Genomic DNA, 15,730 nt, shown 5'->3' with positions numbered 1-15,730 from the left:
GGCGTCGTCAGTCCTCGCTCTGCGCCTCGGACTTCGCCCCGCTCTTCTCGGTCTTCGCCTCGGTCCCGGCCGTGGGACCGGCCGCCTCGTCCGTGCCCCTCTCCTTCGGCTCCTCCGGCTCCTCCGGTTCCGCCGCCTCGCCGTCCTCGAAGTACGCGTCGAGGACCGCGTCCAGCTCCGTCTCCCAGGCGGCGAACCGGGACCGGGCCGGGGCCTCGATCTCGATGGGGTACCAGCGGCGGTCGGGGGTGTGCACGGTGACGGTGAACCGCTTGCCGAAGCGGGGCGTCTCCGTCTCCACGGCGCCGATCTCGTCCCAGCGGAACTCGCACTCCTGGTCGTCCAGGGCGAGGCGTACGCCCCGGTGGTCGGCGACGATCCGGGCCCGGCGGTCGGCGGCCTCGAAGACCGGGCCGTCCACGGTCTCCTCCTCGGCGCCCTCGTCGGCTTCCGCGGTCCCGTCCGCGGCGTCCGGGACCGGCGGCTGCGCCTCCGCGTCCGGGGTCCCGGTGTCCGCCGCAGGCGTACGCTCCGGCTCCTCGGGGGCCGTGTCCCGGGCCGCGGCGGGTGAGGTGAGGCCGGGGACGAACGCCGGGTCGAAACCGGCGCCCGTCACGGGCTCGCTCTTCAGGGGCTGGCTGCTCGAACCTATGCGCTGCTCCACGCGGGCAGTATGGTCGACGTTCCTGTGTCACGAACAGTCAGCCCCTGGCTTCGTTATCAGACCCCTACAACCGCGCGCCGCGGCAGGCCCCCGGAGACGCACCGGGGACCCGGCCGTCCGGTCAGACGAACAGGCTCAGCACCGCCGCCACCGCGAAGCCCGCGAGCGACAGCACGCTCTCCAGGACCGTCCACGTCTTCAGCGTGTCCCGTTCGCTGATGCCGAAGTACTTCGCCACCATCCAGAAGCCGCCGTCGTTGACGTGCGAGGCGAAGATCGAGCCGGCCGAGATCGCCATGATGACCAGCGCCACGAACGCCTGCGAGTGGTGCCCCTCGGCCAGCAGCGGGGCGACGATGCCCGCCGTGGTCACGATCGCCACCGTCGCCGAGCCCTGCGCCACCCGCAGCACCAGCGAGATCAGGTACGACAGCACGATGACCGGCAGTCCGACGCCGTTGAAGGTGTCCGAGAGGGCCTGGGCGACCCCGCTGGCCTTGAGGACGGCGCCGAAGACACCGCCCGCGCCGACCACCAGCAGGATGTTGCCGACCGGCTTCAGCGAGGCCGTGGAGACGGTCTCCAGGGACTTGCGCGACCAGCCGCGGCGGATGCCCAGCAGGTAGTAGGCGAGCACCAGGGCGATGGTCAGGGCCACGAAGGGGTGGCCGAAGAACTCGATCACCGAGCGGCCGGTGGACGGGTCCAGGGCCACGGAGGAGAAGGTGGCGGCGAGGATCAGCACCAGCGGGGTGCCGATGATGCCGAGGACCGCGCCGAGCGGCACCGGGGACTCCTTCGGCCGCACTCCGGAGGCCCGCTGCTCGGTGAGGACCGCCCGCCTGGCCTCCTCGGCCGCCTCGACCATGTCCTGCGGCACCTCGACGAAGACCCGCTTGCCGATCCACGCGGAGTACGCCCAGGCGGCCAGCACCGCCGGGACGCCGCAGACGACGCCCATGAGGATGATCCAGCCGAGCTGCACGTGCAGCAGTCCGGCGGCGGCCACCGGGCCGGGGTGCGGCGGCAGGAAGGCGTGGGTCATGGACAGGCCCGCCAGCAGCGGCATGCAGTACAGGACGATCGACTTGCCGCCCCGCTTGGCGGCGGCGTAGACGAGGGGCGCCAGGACGAAGATGCCCACGTCGAAGAAGACGGGGATGCCGAAGATCAGTCCGGTCAGGCCCATGGCGAGCGGGGCGCGCTTCTCGCCGAACAGCCCCAGCAGGCGGGAGGCGAGCACCTCCGCTCCGCCGCTGACCTCCAGGATGGCGCCGAGCATGGTGCCCAGGCCGATGATGACGGCGACATGGCCGAGGATGCCGCCCATTCCGGACTCGATGGTGGAGACGGCGTCCGAGCGCTGGACGGTGCCGAACAGTTCGGTGACCGACAGGCCGGCCAGCAGGCCGACGGCTATGGAGACGGCGAGCAGCGCGACGAACGGCTGGAGCCGCGCCTTGATGATCAGGAACAGCAGCAGGGCGATGCCGATCCCGGCCACCAGGAGCAGCCCGGTCGTGCCGTCGACCAGGAGGAGGAGTCCGCCGGTGTGCGAGGGTGTCTGCGGCGCTGCCGCGGCGAGCGGATGGGACATGGGGGTCCTCTGCGTGAGTACATGCAGCTTTCGGGCAGGGAGGATCGCGGCGCGGCGCCCGGAGGGGTGGGGGGCGCCGCGCCGTGAGGGGGACGTGCGGTGGTACGAGCGGGGTGGGTCGCGAGGAAGGCGTCAGCCGAGGACGGCGAGCGCGTCGATCTCGATGAGGAGTCCCGCGGGCAGTCCGACGTAGACGGTGGTGCGCGCGGCGGGCGGCTGGGTGAGGCCCTGCTCCTCGAAGTAGGCGTTGTAGATCGCGTTCATCTCGGCGAAGTGGTCCACGTCGGTGAGGTAGACGCGGAGCATCATCACGTCGTCCCAGCCCGCGCCGCCCTCTTCGAGGATCGCCTTGACGTTGGCGAGGGTCTGGAGGGTCTGCTCGCGCAGGGTGGGCCCGGCGGGGGTGGGGGCCTTGCCCTCCTCGGCGGGCAGGAAGCCGACCTGCCCGGCGACCTGGAGGATGTTGCCCTTCTTCACGCCGTGGGAGAACTTGGCGGGCGGCACGGTGTGGGTCGACGGGGTGAGTGCGGTCTTCTCGGTCATGCGGTGTCCCTGTGCGGTGTGGTGGTGGGGGCGGGTACGGGGGTTCTCCCGGAGTACTCGCCGCTGATGGCGGCCGCGGTGCGGCGCACCAGCGGGAGCAGGGTGAGGAGTTCGTCGGCGGTGACGACGACGTTGGGCGCGGAGACCGACATCGCGGCGACCACGCGGCCGTCGGCGCCCCGGATGGGGGCGGCGACGCAGTTGATGGACTCCTCGTGGCCGCCGAGGTCGGTGGCCCAGCCCTGTTCGCGCACCGTCGCCAGCTCGGTGAGGAAGGCGGCGGCGTGGGGGGTCGAACGGGCCGTGTAGAGGGGGTAGTCGAGCCTCTCGGCGATCGCGCGCCGTTCGCTCTCGGGCAGGTCGGCCAGGAGCAGCTTGGCCACGGCGGCGACGGTGATCGCGACCGGCTTGCCGATCCGCGAGTACATGCGCACCGGGTAGCGGCTGTCGACCTTGTCGATGTACAGCACCTCGTTCTCCTCGTAGACCGCGAGGTGCACGGTGTGACCGCAGGTCTCGTTGAGGGCGAGGAGGTGGGGGTGGGCGATCTCGCGGATGTCGAGGTTCTCCATCGCCTCCTGGGCGAGCGCGAAGAGCCGGGCGCCGAGCCGGTAGCGCTGGTCGGACTGGCGGTAGACCAGGCCGTGTTCGTGCAGGGTGCGCAGCAGGCGCAGCGCCGTGGACTTGTGGACGCCGAGATGGTCGGCGACCCGTCCGAGGTCGGCGGGTCCCTCGGCGAGCAGCGGCAGGATGCTCAGCGCGCGGTCGACGGTCTGGCTCATGGCGTACGTACCTCCTCCTCGGCCCCTTCAGCGGTGCTCGTCCAGCCGGGGCCGAGTCGCAGTCTCCCCCACGCGGCCTCGTCCAGGGCGGCCAGCCGGTCGGCGCGCCCGCGGGCGGGGGGTGCGGCGAGGTCGCCGGGGACGGTGAGCGCGGCGGCGGCCGTCAGGTGGCCGTGGCGCAGCCGGGCGGTGGCGGGCAGGCCGCGCAGGGTGGCGGAGAGGAACCCGGCGGCGAAGGCGTCGCCCGCGCCGACGTGGGCGACGACGTCGACCCGGGGGGCCGGGACGAAGGTGGCGGCGGCCCGTGCCGTGGCGCCGGTCCGCTCGTACACCGTGGCGCCGTCCGCGCCGTGCTTGACGACGACGGTGCGCGGTCCGTCCAGCGCGTCGAGGATGTCCGTTCCGCCGTGCAGTCCCCATGCCTCGCGGGCCTCGTCGTCGCCGACGAAGACGAGGTCGGCGCCGCGGGCCAGGTCCAGCAGCACCCTGGCCCCGGCGGGGTCGGGCCACAGTCCGGGCCGGAAGTTGACGTCGAAGGAGACCAGCGGGCGGCCGGTGCGGGGCGCCGTCAGGGCGCGCAGCAGGCCGAGGCAGCCGGCGGACAGGGCCGCGGTGATGCCGGTCAGGTGCAGCACGCGGCAGGCGTCCAGGGCGGCGGTGGCGACGGTGTCCGCGGTCATCGCGGAGGCCGCCGACCCGGCCCGGTAGTAGGCGACCTCGTGGGCGTCGGTGGCCCGGTCGCCCGCGGTGCGGAAGTAGACGCCGGTGGGGCGTGCGGTGTCGCGGCCCACGTGGGCGACGTCGACGCCGTGGGCGCCGATGGCCTCCACCAGGTGGTCGCCGAAACCGTCGGCGCCGACCCGGCTGACCCAGCGGGCGGAGTGCCCGGCGGCGGCGAGCGCGCACAGGACGTTGGACTCGGCGCCGCCGATGGCGCGGTCGAAGGACGGCACGTCGGCGAGGCGGCCGGGCCGGGAGGGCAGGAACGTGACCATGGACTCGCCGAGCGCCGCGACGTCCACGACGTCGGGGCCGTTGCAGGGTCCGGTGGCGGTCACGATGCTCGTAGCTCCTCGGTACGGGGGGCGGGATGCGGGGCTTTTCGTTGACCTCGCGTGGCCGAGATGTTAGACAGCATTAAGCGTTACGTGCAACGGTTGTTGCGCATATTGCAATTCACCTGATCAGGGAGGCTCCATGAACACCGAGGCGCTGGCACGCCTGGCCGAGGAACGGGTCGACCACCGGTTCAAGGGCCTTCCGCCGGACGCGGACGGGCTGACCGTGGGCGAGCTGGCGGCCCAGCGCCGCGACCTGTTCACCGGCGGCTTCACCACGCCGGTGCTGGCGCTGTCCGCCGAGCGCCTGGAGCACAACCTGCGCCTGATGGAGACCTACGCGGCCCGCCACGGCCTCGCCTTCGCCCCGCACGGCAAGACCTCCATGGCCCCCCAGCTCTTCCACCGCCAGCTCGCGCACGGCGCCTGGGGCATCACCCTCGCGCTGCCGCACCAGGTGCGGGTGGCGCGGGCGTTCGGCGTCGAGCGGATCTTCCTCGCCAACGAACTGGTCGATCCGGCCGCCCTGCGCTGGGCCGCCGCCGAACTCGCCGCCGACCCGGCCTTCCGCCTCGTCTGCTACGTGGACTCGGTGCGCGGTGCGGAACTGATGGACGCGGCGCTGCGCGAGGCCGGTGCCACCCGTCCGCTCGACGTGGTCGTGGAGCTGGGCGCGGGCGAGGGCGCGCGCACCGGGGCGCGCACCGAGGCGGAGTGCGCGGCGGTCGCGGACGCGGTCGCCGCCGCGGCCACCCTGCGGCTGACCGGGGTCGCCGGGTACGAGGGCGAGGTCCCGCGGGCGGACCCGGAGCGGGTGCGGGCCTGGCTGGACCGGCTGGTCGCCCTCGCCGCCGCCCTCGACCGGGCGGGCCGGTTCGCGGACGCGGAGGAGATCGTGGTGAGCGCGGGCGGCAGCGCCTGGTTCGACGCGGTCGCCGACGCGTTCGCCGGCGTCCCGGAGTTGTCCCGGCCGGTGCTCAAGCTGCTGCGCTCGGGCGCGTACGTCTCGCACGACGACGGTCACTACCGCGAGATCACCCCGTTCAACCGGGTCCCGCAGGAAGGCGCCCTGGAGCCCGCCTTCCGGCTGTGGGCGCAGGTGGTCTCCCGGCCCGCCGAGGGGCAGGCGTTCGCCAACGCGGGCAAGCGGGACGCGGCCTACGACCTCGATCTGCCCGTCGCCCAGGTGGTGCGCCGCGACGGCGCCGAGCGCCCGGCGGACGGCATCGCCGTGACCGGCCTGTCCGACCAGCACACCTGGCTGGCCACCGGCCCGGAGGCCGACCTCGCGGTCGGCGACTGGATCGGCCTCGGCCTGTCCCACCCGTGCACGTCCTTCGACAAGTGGCAGCTGATCCCGGTCGCCGAGGCGGACGGCACGGTCGTCGACTACGTCCGCACGTTCTTCTAGACCCCGTCCTTCCGGACCACTCCCTCGCGGACACCCGTCCGCACCCGTATACCCGTACGTTCTTCCGGGAGCCACCGAAGGCGGCGGCACCGGTGGAAGGAGCCACCCATGGATCCGGTCGAGCCGGCCGATCTCACCGACCTCGTCATCCGGGACGCGGATGTCGTGGACGGCACCGGCGCCCCCTCCTACCGCGCCGACGTGGCGGTCAGGGGCGGCCGGATCGTGTCGATCGTCAAGGAGGCGGCCGCGGCGGGCTGTCAGCGCCCGCGGGCCCGGCGCGAGCTGGACGCGGAGGGCCTGGTCCTCTCCCCCGGCTTCGTCGACATGCACGCGCACAGCGATCTGGCCCTGCTGCGCGACCCCGACCACAGCGCGAAGGCCGCCCAGGGCGTCACCCTGGAGGTGATCGGGCAGGACGGCCTGTCGTACGCGCCGGTCGACGACCGCACCCTGGCCGAGGTGCGCCGGGCGATCTCCGGCTGGAACGGCCACGGCGACGACATCGACTTCGACTGGCGCTCGGTGGGCGAGTACCTGGACCGGCTGGACCGCGGCTTCGGCGGCGAGGGCATCGCCGTCAACGCGGCCTATCTGATCCCGCAGGGCACCGTGCGCGCCCTCGCGGTCGGCTGGGAGGACCGCCCGGCCGCCCCGGACGAACTGGAGCGGATGCGGCGCCTGGTCGCCGAGGGCCTGGAGCAGGGCGCGGTGGGCCTGTCCTCCGGGCTCACCTACACGCCCGGGATGTACGCCGAGGACGCCGAACTGACCGAGCTGTGCCGGGTGGTGGCCCGCCACGGCGGCTACTACTGCCCGCACCACCGCAGTTACGGCGCCGGGGCGCTGGAGGCGTACGCGGAGATGGTGGAGCTGACCCGGGCCGCGGGCTGCCCGCTGCACCTGGCGCACGCCACCATGAACTTCGGCCCCAACAAGGGCCGGGCGCCCGAGCTGCTGGCGCTGCTGGACGACGCGCTCGCGGCGGGCGCCGACATCACCCTCGACACCTATCCCTACACACCGGGCTGCACCACGCTGGTCGCGCTGCTGCCGGGCTGGGCGAGCGAGGGCGGCCCGGAGCGGATCCTGGAGCGGCTCGCCGACGACGACACCGCCGAGCGGATCCGCCACCACCTGGAGGTCACCGGCTCGGACGGCTGCCACGGTGTGCCGGTGGAGTGGGAGACCATCGAGATCTCCGGCGTCACCGATCCCGCGCTCGCCGGACATGTCGGCCGCACCGTCGCCGAGACGGCGGCAGCTCGCGGCGAGAGCCGCTGGGCCGTCGCCCGCCGGCTGCTCCTCGCCGACCGGCTCGGCACGACGATCCTCCAGCACGTCGGCCACGAGGAGAACGTGCGGGCCATCATGCGCCACCGGGTGCACACCGGCGGCTCCGACGGCATCCTCCAGGGCACCAAGCCGCATCCGCGCGCCTACGGCACCTTCCCGCACTACCTCGGGCACTACGTACGGGAGTTGGGGGTGCTGTCGCTGGAGGAGTGCGTGGCGCACCTGACCTCGCGGCCCGCGGCCCGGCTCAGACTGCCGGACCGCGGTGTGGTCCGCGAGGGGCACCGTGCCGACCTGGTGCTGTTCGACCCGGCCACGGTGGCGGCCGGGTCGACCTTCGCCGAGCCGCGCGCGCTGCCCACGGGGATCCCGTACGTCCTGATCGACGGCCGGTTCGTGATCGAGGACGGGCGGCGCACGGACGTCCTGGCGGGGCGGGCGGTCCGCCGCACTCCGGTGTGACCGGCCGCCCCGCCGCGGCCGCTACGGCTTGGGCAGGACGCAGCCGGACCTGTTCAGGTCCAGCTGGTTGCCGGCCTTGAAGCAGGCCGGTATCTGGTAGGTCTCCTCGGCGTAGTTGATGCCCTCGCGGACGGTGACGTTGCCGTTCTCGTCGACCTCGCAGGGGTTGTTCTCGGTGCAGCGCTCGCCGTCCTCGTTGCCGGTGTTGTTGACGGCGACGACCTTGCCGGTGGCGGTGTCGATGACGGGCGAGCCGGAGGTGCCGCCGATCGTGTTGCAGGAGGAGGTGTAGCGGACCGAGTCCTTCCAGGTCCAGCCGCCCTCCTTGAGGCGGTACACGAACCCGTCGATGTTGCAGCTGTAGGTGCGCTTCCAGTAGCCGGAGACCACCTTGATCGCGGTGCCGGCCACCGGGTGGGTGTCGCTGACGGTCAGCGCGCTGATCCCGTAGGAGCTCCTGATCTGCGCGTAGGTGCGGGTGAGCTGGTAGATCGTGACGTCGGTGTCGGTCATCGTGGAGTAGACGACCTTGTTGGCGCGCAGCGTGGCGACCTGGGAGCCGGCCGAGTTGAGCAGCCCGAAGGAGCGGCTGGAGCTCTGGTTGACGATGACCTGGCCGGGCGACGGGAACCCGGTCTCCAGGCAGTGGCCGTTGCTGAGCACGAGCGCCGGGTCACTGTCCGCGGAGGCGGGGAAGCGGATGACGGAGCCGGAGCAGTTGCTCAGCGCCACGGTCCCGGCGAAGTCGACGGCCTTGGCGGCGGGTGCCGTGCTCCCGGCCTGGGCCGAGGCCGCGGCGGGTGCCACGCCGGCCCCGGTGATCACCAGGGTCGCGAGCGCGGCCAGGAGAGGCTTGTTCATGTGGGGGTCCCCTCTTCGGACGTGAGCGACCGGAGATCTTCCGGCCGCCCTCTTGTCATGCGCATTGTGATGGCCTGCGCGGGCGTGGACAAGAAGCCGTCACGGCATCGCGGGTTCTCCCCCGGTGCGCGGGGCCACCGAGGGGTCCCGGGCGGCGGGCCCCGGGGCGCGTCAGCCGCGCCGGTCGCCTCACCCGCGCGAGGGAAGCGGGCCGCCGGGTGTCTCAAGTGGCGGAAAACACGAGCCACCGGGCGTTACCCGGCCGTAAGCTCCCAGACATGCAGGTGATCCAGTCGACCAAGCTCGCCAACGTCTGTTACGAGATCCGGGGACCGGTGCTCGAGGAGGCGATGCGGCTGGAGGCGGCCGGTCACCGCATCCTGAAGCTGAACACCGGCAATCCGGCCGCGTTCGGCTTCGAGTGCCCCCCGGAGATCCTGGAGGACATCCTCCGCAACGTCTCCACGGCCCACGGCTACGGCGACGCCAAGGGCCTGCTCGCCGCCCGCCGCGCCGTGGTCATGCACAACCAGACCCTCGGCATCGAGACCGACGTCGAGCACGTCTTCATCGGCAACGGCGTCTCCGAGCTGATCGTGATGGCGATGCAGGCGCTGCTCGACGACGGCGACGAGGTCCTCGTCCCGGCGCCGGACTACCCGCTGTGGACCGCCGCCGTCTCGCTCTCCGGCGGCACCGCCGTGCACTACCGCTGCGACGAGCAGTCCGACTGGATGCCCGATCTCGCCGACGTGGAGCGCAAGGTCACCGACCGCACCAAGGCGATCGTGATCATCAACCCGAACAACCCGACCGGCGCGGTCTACGACCCGGCCGTGCTCAAGGGCCTCACCGACATCGCCCGCCGGCACAACCTGCTGGTCTGCTCCGACGAGATCTACGACAAGATCCTCTACGACGGCGCCGTGCACACCCCGACCGCGTCCGTCGCGCCCGACCTGCTGACCCTCACCTTCAACGGGATGTCCAAGGCGTACCGGGTGGCGGGCTACCGGGTCGGCTGGATGGCGGTCTCCGGCCCCCGCGCGCACGCCGACTCCTACATCGAGGGCCTGACCATCCTGGCCAACATGCGCCTGTGCGCGAACATGCCGGGCCAGCACGGCGTGGTCGCCGCGCTCAGCGGGCGGCAGACCATCGAGGACCTGGTGCTGCCCGGCGGGCGGCTGAAGGAGCAGATGGACACCGCCCACCAGCTGCTCACCCAGATCCCGGGCGTCAGCTGCGTACGCCCCAAGGGCGCGCTGTACCTGTTCCCGCGCCTGGACCCCAAGGTCTTCAAGATCAAGGACGACCGGCGGATGGTGCTCGACCTGCTGCGCCGCGAGAAGATCATGGTCGTCCACGGCACCGGCTTCAACTGGCCCGAGCCCGACCACTTCCGCGTCGTCACCCTGCCCTCGGTCGGCGATCTGCGCGACGCGGTGAGCCGGATCGGCACCTTCCTGGACGGCTACGGCCAGCCCTGACGCTCACCGTGCGTGGTCCCGCGGACCGCTTCCGCGAACCGACTCAACCTTAGACAGGTTCTAATGTAGGATGTCTTCTGTCAGAGCACAGGAGGCCGTCCCATGTACGAACCGATCCGCAGCAAGTCGGTCCACAGCACGATGGCCGGCACCGCCTCGGACTTCCCCCACCGCTCCCGCGAGGAGGAGCTGGACATCCAGCTCGCCGGGCATCTCGCAGCGCTGCTCGCCGTCACCGACGAGCTGCGCACCCTCGCCCCGGCGGCCGACCTGGACACGGCGGCCGACCGGCTCGCCGAGCAGGTGACCCGGCTGCGGGCGGGCCGCCCCCCGGTCCGCACCCCGGTGGCCGCGGTCACCGAGCTGCCGCTCCTGCACCGGCGGGCGCACGCGCTCGCCGGACGGGCGCTCGTCGTCGCCGCCTCCCGGGCGGACACGGCGGCGGCCATCCTGGCGGCCGAGCGCATGGACGCGCACGCCGCCGCGCAGGGAGAGTCCCCGGAACTGAGCGGTGCCGCCCAGTAGCGCCCGCCGTCATTCCTGACGGCACACCCGGCCCTCCCGGGCCTGTCGTCAAATTCCCGTCGTCCGCCCGGAGGGCGGGCCTCACGGCGTCAGGTGCGTGCTCTCGGCGTGCCGGGTCCTGACCCGCGTACTGGACGTACTCGGGTCGGGTCCCGGTGCGGCGAGAGTGCGTGCATGGCGTCGCGAGGCAGGCGGGAATTTGACGACAGGCCCGAGGGCCCCGCACACGGCCCCGGTCCGCGCGCACCCGCAGCGACGCGCGGACCGGGCGCCACACACCCCGCGCGGCCGCACCCGGTGGACCCGGTGGAGGAGAAACGTGACCGTCCCCCGCGCCACCGTCCGGCCCGCCTACCGCACCGACCTCCCCGAGGTGGCCGCCGTCTACGGTCACCACGCCCTGCACGGCGTCGCCACCTTCGACGAGGCGCCCCGCCCCCTGGCGGAGTGGGAACGCAAGTACGACGACCTCCTCGCGCGCGGTCTGCCGTTCCTCGTCACCGAGGAGGCGGGCCGCGTCACGGGCTTCGCCCACGCGGGTCCGTACCGGCCCAAGCCCGCGTACCGGTACACCGTGGAGGACTCCCTCTACCTCGCCCCGGACGCCACCGGCCGCGGCCTGGGCGCCGCGCTGCTGGGCGCGCTGCTCGACGCCTGCGGGCACGCCGGGGCGCGGCGCGTGGTCGCGGTGATCACCGATCCCGGCGGCGAGGCGTCGGTCGCGCTGCACCGCCGCTTCGGCTTCACCGAGGCGGGCAGACTCACCGCGGTCGGGTACAAGCACGGCCGCTGGCTGGACACGCTGCTGTTCCAGCGGGAGCTGTGAGACCCCCCGGCCGGACGGACGGACGGGGGCCGGCACGTGGCCCCGCCGCCCTGCCCCGCCCGCTCCCGGTCCCGGTCCCGGTCCCGGCCTCAGCCGAAGATCACCACGAAGAGCACGAACAGCACCAGGATCGCCAGGATCACCGCCCAGACCGGCCAGTTCCCGCGGCCCTGCGGCTCTTCCGGGCCGCCGCCGCGCGGGCGGTCCTCGTCCAGGTCGGGGTTGTCCGGACGGTCGTGCTTGTAGAAGTCGCCGTCTCCAGCCATGCCTGATCACGCTCCTTCGACGGGGGACTCCCGGGTACCCCGCAGCCCGCCCGGCCATACGGCGGGCTGAGCCGAACGGGTGAGCGCACACGCACGGGAGGCCGGACCCGTACGCCGTTGTACGGGTCCGGCCTCCCGCCGGTCCGGCCGCGGCCGGCCGGAGCGACGGTGCAGGTCAGGGCAGGTCGCGACCGGCCGCGGAACTCACGGGGGCGGTCCCCTCGCGGGCCTCTTGCCGACGAGGGGCCCGCCCGGTCAGCCCAGGCGCTCGACCAGCGCGCGGTACTGCTCCCACAGCTCCTCGGGCGTGTGGTCACCGAAGGTTTTCAGGTGCTCCGGGACCAGCGCGGCCTCCTCGCGCCACACGTCCTTGTCGACGGTGAGCAGGAACTTCAGGTCGGAGGCGGACAGGTCCAGGCCGTCGGTGTCCAGGGCGGCCTCGGTCGGCAGGATCCCGATCGGCGTCTCCACGCCCTCCGCCTTGCCCTCCAGGCGCTCGACGATCCACTTCAGCACCCGGCTGTTCTCGCCGAAGCCCGGCCAGACGAACCTGCCCTCGTCGTCCTTGCGGAACCAGTTGACGTAGTAGATCTTCGGCAGCAGGGACTGGTCCCTGCCCTTGGCGACGTCCACCCAGTGGCCCATGTAGTCGCCCATGTTGTAGCCGCAGAACGGCAGCATGGCGAACGGGTCGCGGCGCAGCTCACCGACCTTGCCCTCGGCCGCCGCGGTCTTCTCGGAGGCGACGTTGGCGCCGAGGAAGACCCCGTGGTTCCAGTCGAAGGACTCGGTCACCAGCGGTACGGCGCTGGCGCGGCGCCCGCCGAAGAGGATCGCCGAGATCGGCACACCGCGCGGGTCCTCCCACTCCGGCGCGATGATCGGGCACTGGGCGGCGGGCGTGGTGAAGCGGGCGTTGGGGTGCGCGGCCGGGGTGCTGGAGGCGGGCGTCCAGTCGTTGCCCTTCCAGTCGACCAGGTGGGCCGGGGTCTCCTCCGTCATGCCCTCCCACCACACGTCGTTGTCGTCGGTGAGGGCGACGTTGGTGAAGACCGAGTTGCCCCACAGCGTCTTCATCGCGTTGGCGTTGGTGTGCTCGCCGGTGCCGGGGGCGACACCGAAGAAGCCGGCCTCCGGGTTGATCGCGTACAGGCGGCCGTCCTCGCCGAACCGCATCCACGCGATGTCGTCGCCGATGGTCTCCACGCTCCAGCCGGAGACCGTGGGCTCCAGCATGGCGAGGTTGGTCTTGCCGCAGGCGCTGGGGAAGGCGGCGGCGACGTACTTGGCCTCGCCGGTGGGCGGGGTGAGCTTGAGGATCAGCATGTGCTCGGCGAGCCAGCCCTCGTCGCGGGCCATCACGGAGGCGATGCGCAGGGCGTAGCACTTCTTGCCGAGCAGCGCGTTGCCGCCGTAGCCGGAGCCGTAGGACCAGATCTCGCGGTCCTCGGGGAAGTGCGAGATGTACTTGGTGGAGTTGCACGGCCAGGGGACGTCCGCCCGGCCGGGCTCCAGCGGGGCGCCGAGGGTGTGCACGGCCTTGACGAAGAAGCCGTTGTCGCCGAGTTCGTCGAGGACCGGCTGTCCCATGCGGGTCATGGTGCGCATGGACACGGCGACGTAGGCGGAGTCGGTGATCTCGACGCCGATCGCGGACAGCGGCGAGCCCAGCGGGCCCATGCAGAACGGGACGACGTACATCGTCCGGCCCTTCATCGAGCCGCGGAAGATGCCGCCCTCGCCGCCCTCGCCCCGGAAGATCTCCCGCATCTCGGCGGGGGCCTTCCAGTGGTTGGTGGGGCCGGCGTCCTCCTCCTTCTCGGAGCAGATGAACGTCCGGTCCTCGACGCGGGCCACGTCGGACGGATCGGAGGCCGCGTAGTAGGAGTTGGGGCGCTTGATCGGGTCGAGCCTGCGGAACGTGCCCTTCTCGACGAGCTCCCCGCACAGGCGCTCGTACTCGGACTCGGATCCGTCACACCAGACGACCCGGTCCGGCTGCGTGAGTTCCGCGATCTCGTCGACCCACGAGATCAGGTCCTTGTGGTTGGTCGGGATGACGGGGGGAGCCGCGATGTCGCGCGCCACGATCGCTCCTAAATGAGGGGTTTTCTGACTTGTCGCCCCGTGGGGGCTGCGACCCGGATGCTTCGTAGCCGCTCATCCGGTGCCGACCGCACTCATTTGATCATCCGCCGCGGGTGCCCATCTGTCCAGAGGGCCGCACAAGTGAGCAGGGTGAGGAATCCCACGGTCACAGCGGTTTTTTGCGTTTGCGTGGCGGTCGGCTGAAAGAATTTTTGCGTTCACCCGGATTTCCGGTGATCACGTCACTCACCCTGTGCACTGACAGCCGACTTACGGTGACCTGGGTACCATGCCGCCCATGACTGCGTCCGCGTCCGACGCGCCCCTGGACCCGCCGGCCGGTGGCCGCGGCCCGGCGGCGCTCTCTCTGCCGCACCCGATCAAGCCGAAGCTGCGCGGCTGGCTGCACCTCGGGATGTTCCCCGCCGTGCTCATAGCGGGCCTGGTGCTCACCGCGCTCGCCGACTCACCCCGGGGCCGTGTCGCCTGCGGGATCTATGTCCTCACCGCCTGCCTGCTGTTCGGGGTGAGCGCCCTCTACCACCGGGGCAACTGGGGCCCGCGGATGGGCGGGCTGCTGCGCCGCCTCGACCACGCGAACATCTTCCTGATCATCGCGGGCACCTACACCCCGCTGACCCTGCTGCTCCTGCCCGGCGGCAAGGGGCAGTGGCTGCTGTGGGGGATCTGGGCCGCGGCGGCGGCCGGCATCGTCTTCCGCGTCTTCTGGGTCGGCGCCCCGCGCTGGCTCTACACCCCCTGCTACATCGCCATGGGCTGGGCCGCGGTCTTCTTCCTGCCCGACTTCATGCGCACCGGCGGCATCGCGGTCCTCGTCCTGGTGGTCGTCGGCGGCCTCCTCTACAGCGCGGGCGGCCTCGTCTACGGCATCAAGCGGCCGAACCCGTCCCCGCGCTGGTTCGGCTTCCACGAGGTCTTCCACTCCTTCACCCTGGCCGCGTTCGCGGTCCACTACGTGGGGATCTCCCTGGTGGCGTACCAGCACGCCTGATCCCCCGGCCCCGCCCCCTCCGGATCCCTCTCCAGGCCACGGCTCGCACGAGCCGTGGCCTTTTCGCGCGCCCTCGCCCGGCTTCGGCTTCCCGGCGGCCCCGGCCGTGGCCGCCCAAGGGAGCCGATGCCGGACAATGACCCCATGACGGCCGCACGTTCCCCCGAGTTCTCCCCGCCTCCCCCGCCGCCGGGGCGCCGGGGCGCCGCCGCCGAGGGGCCCCGGCTCGGCCTGCGGGAGCGGAAGAAGATCAAGACCCGGGAGGCGATCCGCGCGGCGACGTACGCGCTGGTCGGGGAGCAGGGGTACGACACCACGACGATCGAGCGGATCGCGGAGCGCGCCGAGGTGTCGCCGTCGACCGTCCTCCGGTACTTCCCCACCAAGGAGGACATCGTCCTCACCGACGAGCACGACCCGTTCCTGGCGGCGGAGCTGCGCGCCCGGCCCGCCGACGAGCCGTGGCCGGAGTCGGTGCGGGCCGTGCTGCGCCGGGCCATAGCGGTGGGGGTGGACGGCGACCCGGAGGTGTCGCGGCTGCGCACCCGCCTGATGGCGGAGGTGCCCGCGGTGCGCTCGCGGATGACGGAGAGCATGTCGGCCACGAGCCGCCTGCTGTGCGACGCCCTGGCCGAGCGCACCGGCTGGGACCCCGAGGACCTGGAGGTACGGGTCTGGTCGATGTCCTTCATCGGCGCGCTGCTGGAGACCCTCCTGTACTGGGCCGAGAACGGCCACCGCGACGACCTCGCGGACCTCGTCGACCGCACCCTGGACGTGCTGGAGCACGGCCTGGGCACGGCGAGGCTCTGAGGCGCGCCGCCCCGGAAAACGGCTGCGGCGCGGCGT

At 72.5% G+C, this 15,730-nt stretch carries 15 protein-coding genes; 7 read left to right on the top strand and 8 right to left on the bottom strand.

All coding sequences use genetic code 11. The annotated features are described in order from the left end of the window. Positions 1-7: 7 nt before the first annotated feature. From R4Z62_RS21425 to R4Z62_RS21405, 5 genes are all read right to left on the bottom strand, one after another. A complete protein-coding gene (locus tag R4Z62_RS21425; protein ID WP_491520639.1) occupies positions 8-664 on the bottom strand; it encodes a hypothetical protein in 657 nt (218 codons plus the stop codon). 121 nt (positions 665-785) lie between these two features. Next, positions 786-2,261: a GntP family permease gene (locus R4Z62_RS21420; protein WP_491520638.1), complete on the bottom strand. Its 1,476-nt coding sequence runs from the start codon at positions 2,259-2,261 to the stop codon at positions 786-788. 132 nt (positions 2,262-2,393) lie between these two features. Continuing rightward, on the bottom strand, positions 2,394-2,804 hold the full coding sequence (locus R4Z62_RS21415) for a RidA family protein (RefSeq protein WP_064534955.1): 411 nt from the start codon (positions 2,802-2,804) through the stop codon (positions 2,394-2,396). Continuing rightward, a complete protein-coding gene (locus R4Z62_RS21410) occupies positions 2,801-3,586 on the bottom strand; it encodes an IclR family transcriptional regulator (protein WP_064534954.1) in 786 nt (261 codons plus the stop codon). The genes R4Z62_RS21415 and R4Z62_RS21410 overlap by 4 nt, the downstream gene beginning before the upstream one ends. Beyond that, entirely contained in the window at positions 3,583-4,644 is a 1,062-nt protein-coding gene (locus tag R4Z62_RS21405) for a sugar kinase (protein ID WP_491520637.1), read from the bottom strand. The genes R4Z62_RS21410 and R4Z62_RS21405 overlap by 4 nt, the downstream gene beginning before the upstream one ends. A gap of 139 nt (positions 4,645-4,783) precedes the next feature. On the opposite strand from R4Z62_RS21405, the gene R4Z62_RS21400 reads away from it, so the two are divergent. Together R4Z62_RS21400 and R4Z62_RS21395 are read left to right on the top strand one after the other, a co-directional pair. Beyond that, positions 4,784-6,055, top strand: a complete 1,272-nt coding sequence (locus tag R4Z62_RS21400) for an alanine racemase (protein WP_382847900.1) — start codon at positions 4,784-4,786, stop codon at positions 6,053-6,055. Between the two features lie 108 nt (positions 6,056-6,163). Further along, positions 6,164-7,813, top strand: coding sequence for an N-acyl-D-amino-acid deacylase family protein (locus tag R4Z62_RS21395; protein WP_064534951.1), 1,650 nt, complete (start codon positions 6,164-6,166; stop codon positions 7,811-7,813). 21 nt (positions 7,814-7,834) lie between these two features. Here R4Z62_RS21395 and R4Z62_RS21390 read toward each other — a convergent pair whose 3' ends face one another. After that, positions 7,835-8,674, bottom strand: coding sequence for a S1 family peptidase (locus tag R4Z62_RS21390; RefSeq protein WP_018565124.1), 840 nt, complete (start codon positions 8,672-8,674; stop codon positions 7,835-7,837). Between the two features lie 278 nt (positions 8,675-8,952). Between R4Z62_RS21390 and R4Z62_RS21385 the strand changes: the two genes are divergently transcribed. The 3 genes from R4Z62_RS21385 to R4Z62_RS21375 all read left to right on the top strand — a co-directional run bounded on the left by R4Z62_RS21385 (position 8,953) and on the right by R4Z62_RS21375 (position 11,515). Then, the gene (locus R4Z62_RS21385; protein WP_064534950.1) at positions 8,953-10,164 is read left to right on the top strand and encodes a pyridoxal phosphate-dependent aminotransferase; all 1,212 of its coding nucleotides are present in this window, start codon (positions 8,953-8,955) and stop codon (positions 10,162-10,164) included. A gap of 102 nt (positions 10,165-10,266) precedes the next feature. Further along, complete coding sequence (locus R4Z62_RS21380; protein WP_389601075.1) at positions 10,267-10,689, top strand: SCO4983 family protein; 423 nt, start codon at positions 10,267-10,269, stop codon at positions 10,687-10,689. Between the two features lie 319 nt (positions 10,690-11,008). Beyond that, positions 11,009-11,515 (top strand): GNAT family N-acetyltransferase, encoded by a 507-nt coding sequence (locus tag R4Z62_RS21375; RefSeq protein WP_491520636.1) that lies wholly within the window; start codon positions 11,009-11,011, stop codon positions 11,513-11,515. Positions 11,516-11,604: 89 nt separating this feature from the next. Here R4Z62_RS21375 and R4Z62_RS21370 read toward each other — a convergent pair whose 3' ends face one another. Together R4Z62_RS21370 and R4Z62_RS21365 are read right to left on the bottom strand one after the other, a co-directional pair. Further along, complete coding sequence (locus R4Z62_RS21370; protein ID WP_107440674.1) at positions 11,605-11,781, bottom strand: hypothetical protein; 177 nt, start codon at positions 11,779-11,781, stop codon at positions 11,605-11,607. Positions 11,782-12,036: 255 nt separating this feature from the next. Next, a complete protein-coding gene (locus tag R4Z62_RS21365; RefSeq protein ID WP_491520635.1) occupies positions 12,037-13,869 on the bottom strand; it encodes a phosphoenolpyruvate carboxykinase (GTP) in 1,833 nt (610 codons plus the stop codon). 298 nt (positions 13,870-14,167) lie between these two features. Between R4Z62_RS21365 and trhA the strand changes: the two genes are divergently transcribed. Both trhA and R4Z62_RS21355 read left to right on the top strand, forming a co-directional pair. Further along, positions 14,168-14,881, top strand: a complete 714-nt coding sequence (gene trhA, locus R4Z62_RS21360) for a PAQR family membrane homeostasis protein TrhA (RefSeq protein WP_064537604.1) — start codon at positions 14,168-14,170, stop codon at positions 14,879-14,881. Positions 14,882-15,025: 144 nt separating this feature from the next. Beyond that, positions 15,026-15,694 carry a TetR/AcrR family transcriptional regulator gene (locus tag R4Z62_RS21355; protein WP_491520634.1) on the top strand — a complete coding sequence of 223 codons (669 nt, stop codon included), beginning with the start codon at positions 15,026-15,028 and terminating at the stop codon, positions 15,692-15,694. The last annotated feature ends 36 nt before the right edge of the window (positions 15,695-15,730 follow it).

This window comes from Streptomyces sp. PL-25 (assembly GCF_058344915.1).
This window is presented reverse-complemented; position numbering and strand designations above follow the sequence as displayed.

Bases quoted from the DNA above. Each gene is read 5' to 3' on its own strand.
- R4Z62_RS21420 (WP_491520638.1), bottom strand. From the start codon at position 2,261: ATGTCCCATCCGCTCGCCGCGGCAGCGCCGCAGACACCCTCGCACACC.
- R4Z62_RS21415 (WP_064534955.1), bottom strand. From the start codon at position 2,804: ATGACCGAGAAGACCGCACTCACCCCGTCGACCCACACCGTGCCGCCC.
- R4Z62_RS21410 (WP_064534954.1), bottom strand. From the start codon at position 3,586: ATGAGCCAGACCGTCGACCGCGCGCTGAGCATCCTGCCGCTGCTCGCC.
- R4Z62_RS21400 (WP_382847900.1), top strand. From the start codon at position 4,784: ATGAACACCGAGGCGCTGGCACGCCTGGCCGAGGAACGGGTCGACCAC.
- R4Z62_RS21395 (WP_064534951.1), top strand. From the start codon at position 6,164: ATGGATCCGGTCGAGCCGGCCGATCTCACCGACCTCGTCATCCGGGAC.
- R4Z62_RS21390 (WP_018565124.1), bottom strand. From the start codon at position 8,674: ATGAACAAGCCTCTCCTGGCCGCGCTCGCGACCCTGGTGATCACCGGG.
- R4Z62_RS21385 (WP_064534950.1), top strand. From the start codon at position 8,953: ATGCAGGTGATCCAGTCGACCAAGCTCGCCAACGTCTGTTACGAGATC.
- R4Z62_RS21380 (WP_389601075.1), top strand. From the start codon at position 10,267: ATGTACGAACCGATCCGCAGCAAGTCGGTCCACAGCACGATGGCCGGC.
- R4Z62_RS21370 (WP_107440674.1), bottom strand. From the start codon at position 11,781: ATGGCTGGAGACGGCGACTTCTACAAGCACGACCGTCCGGACAACCCC.
- trhA (WP_064537604.1), top strand. From the start codon at position 14,168: ATGACTGCGTCCGCGTCCGACGCGCCCCTGGACCCGCCGGCCGGTGGC.
- R4Z62_RS21355 (WP_491520634.1), top strand. From the start codon at position 15,026: ATGACGGCCGCACGTTCCCCCGAGTTCTCCCCGCCTCCCCCGCCGCCG.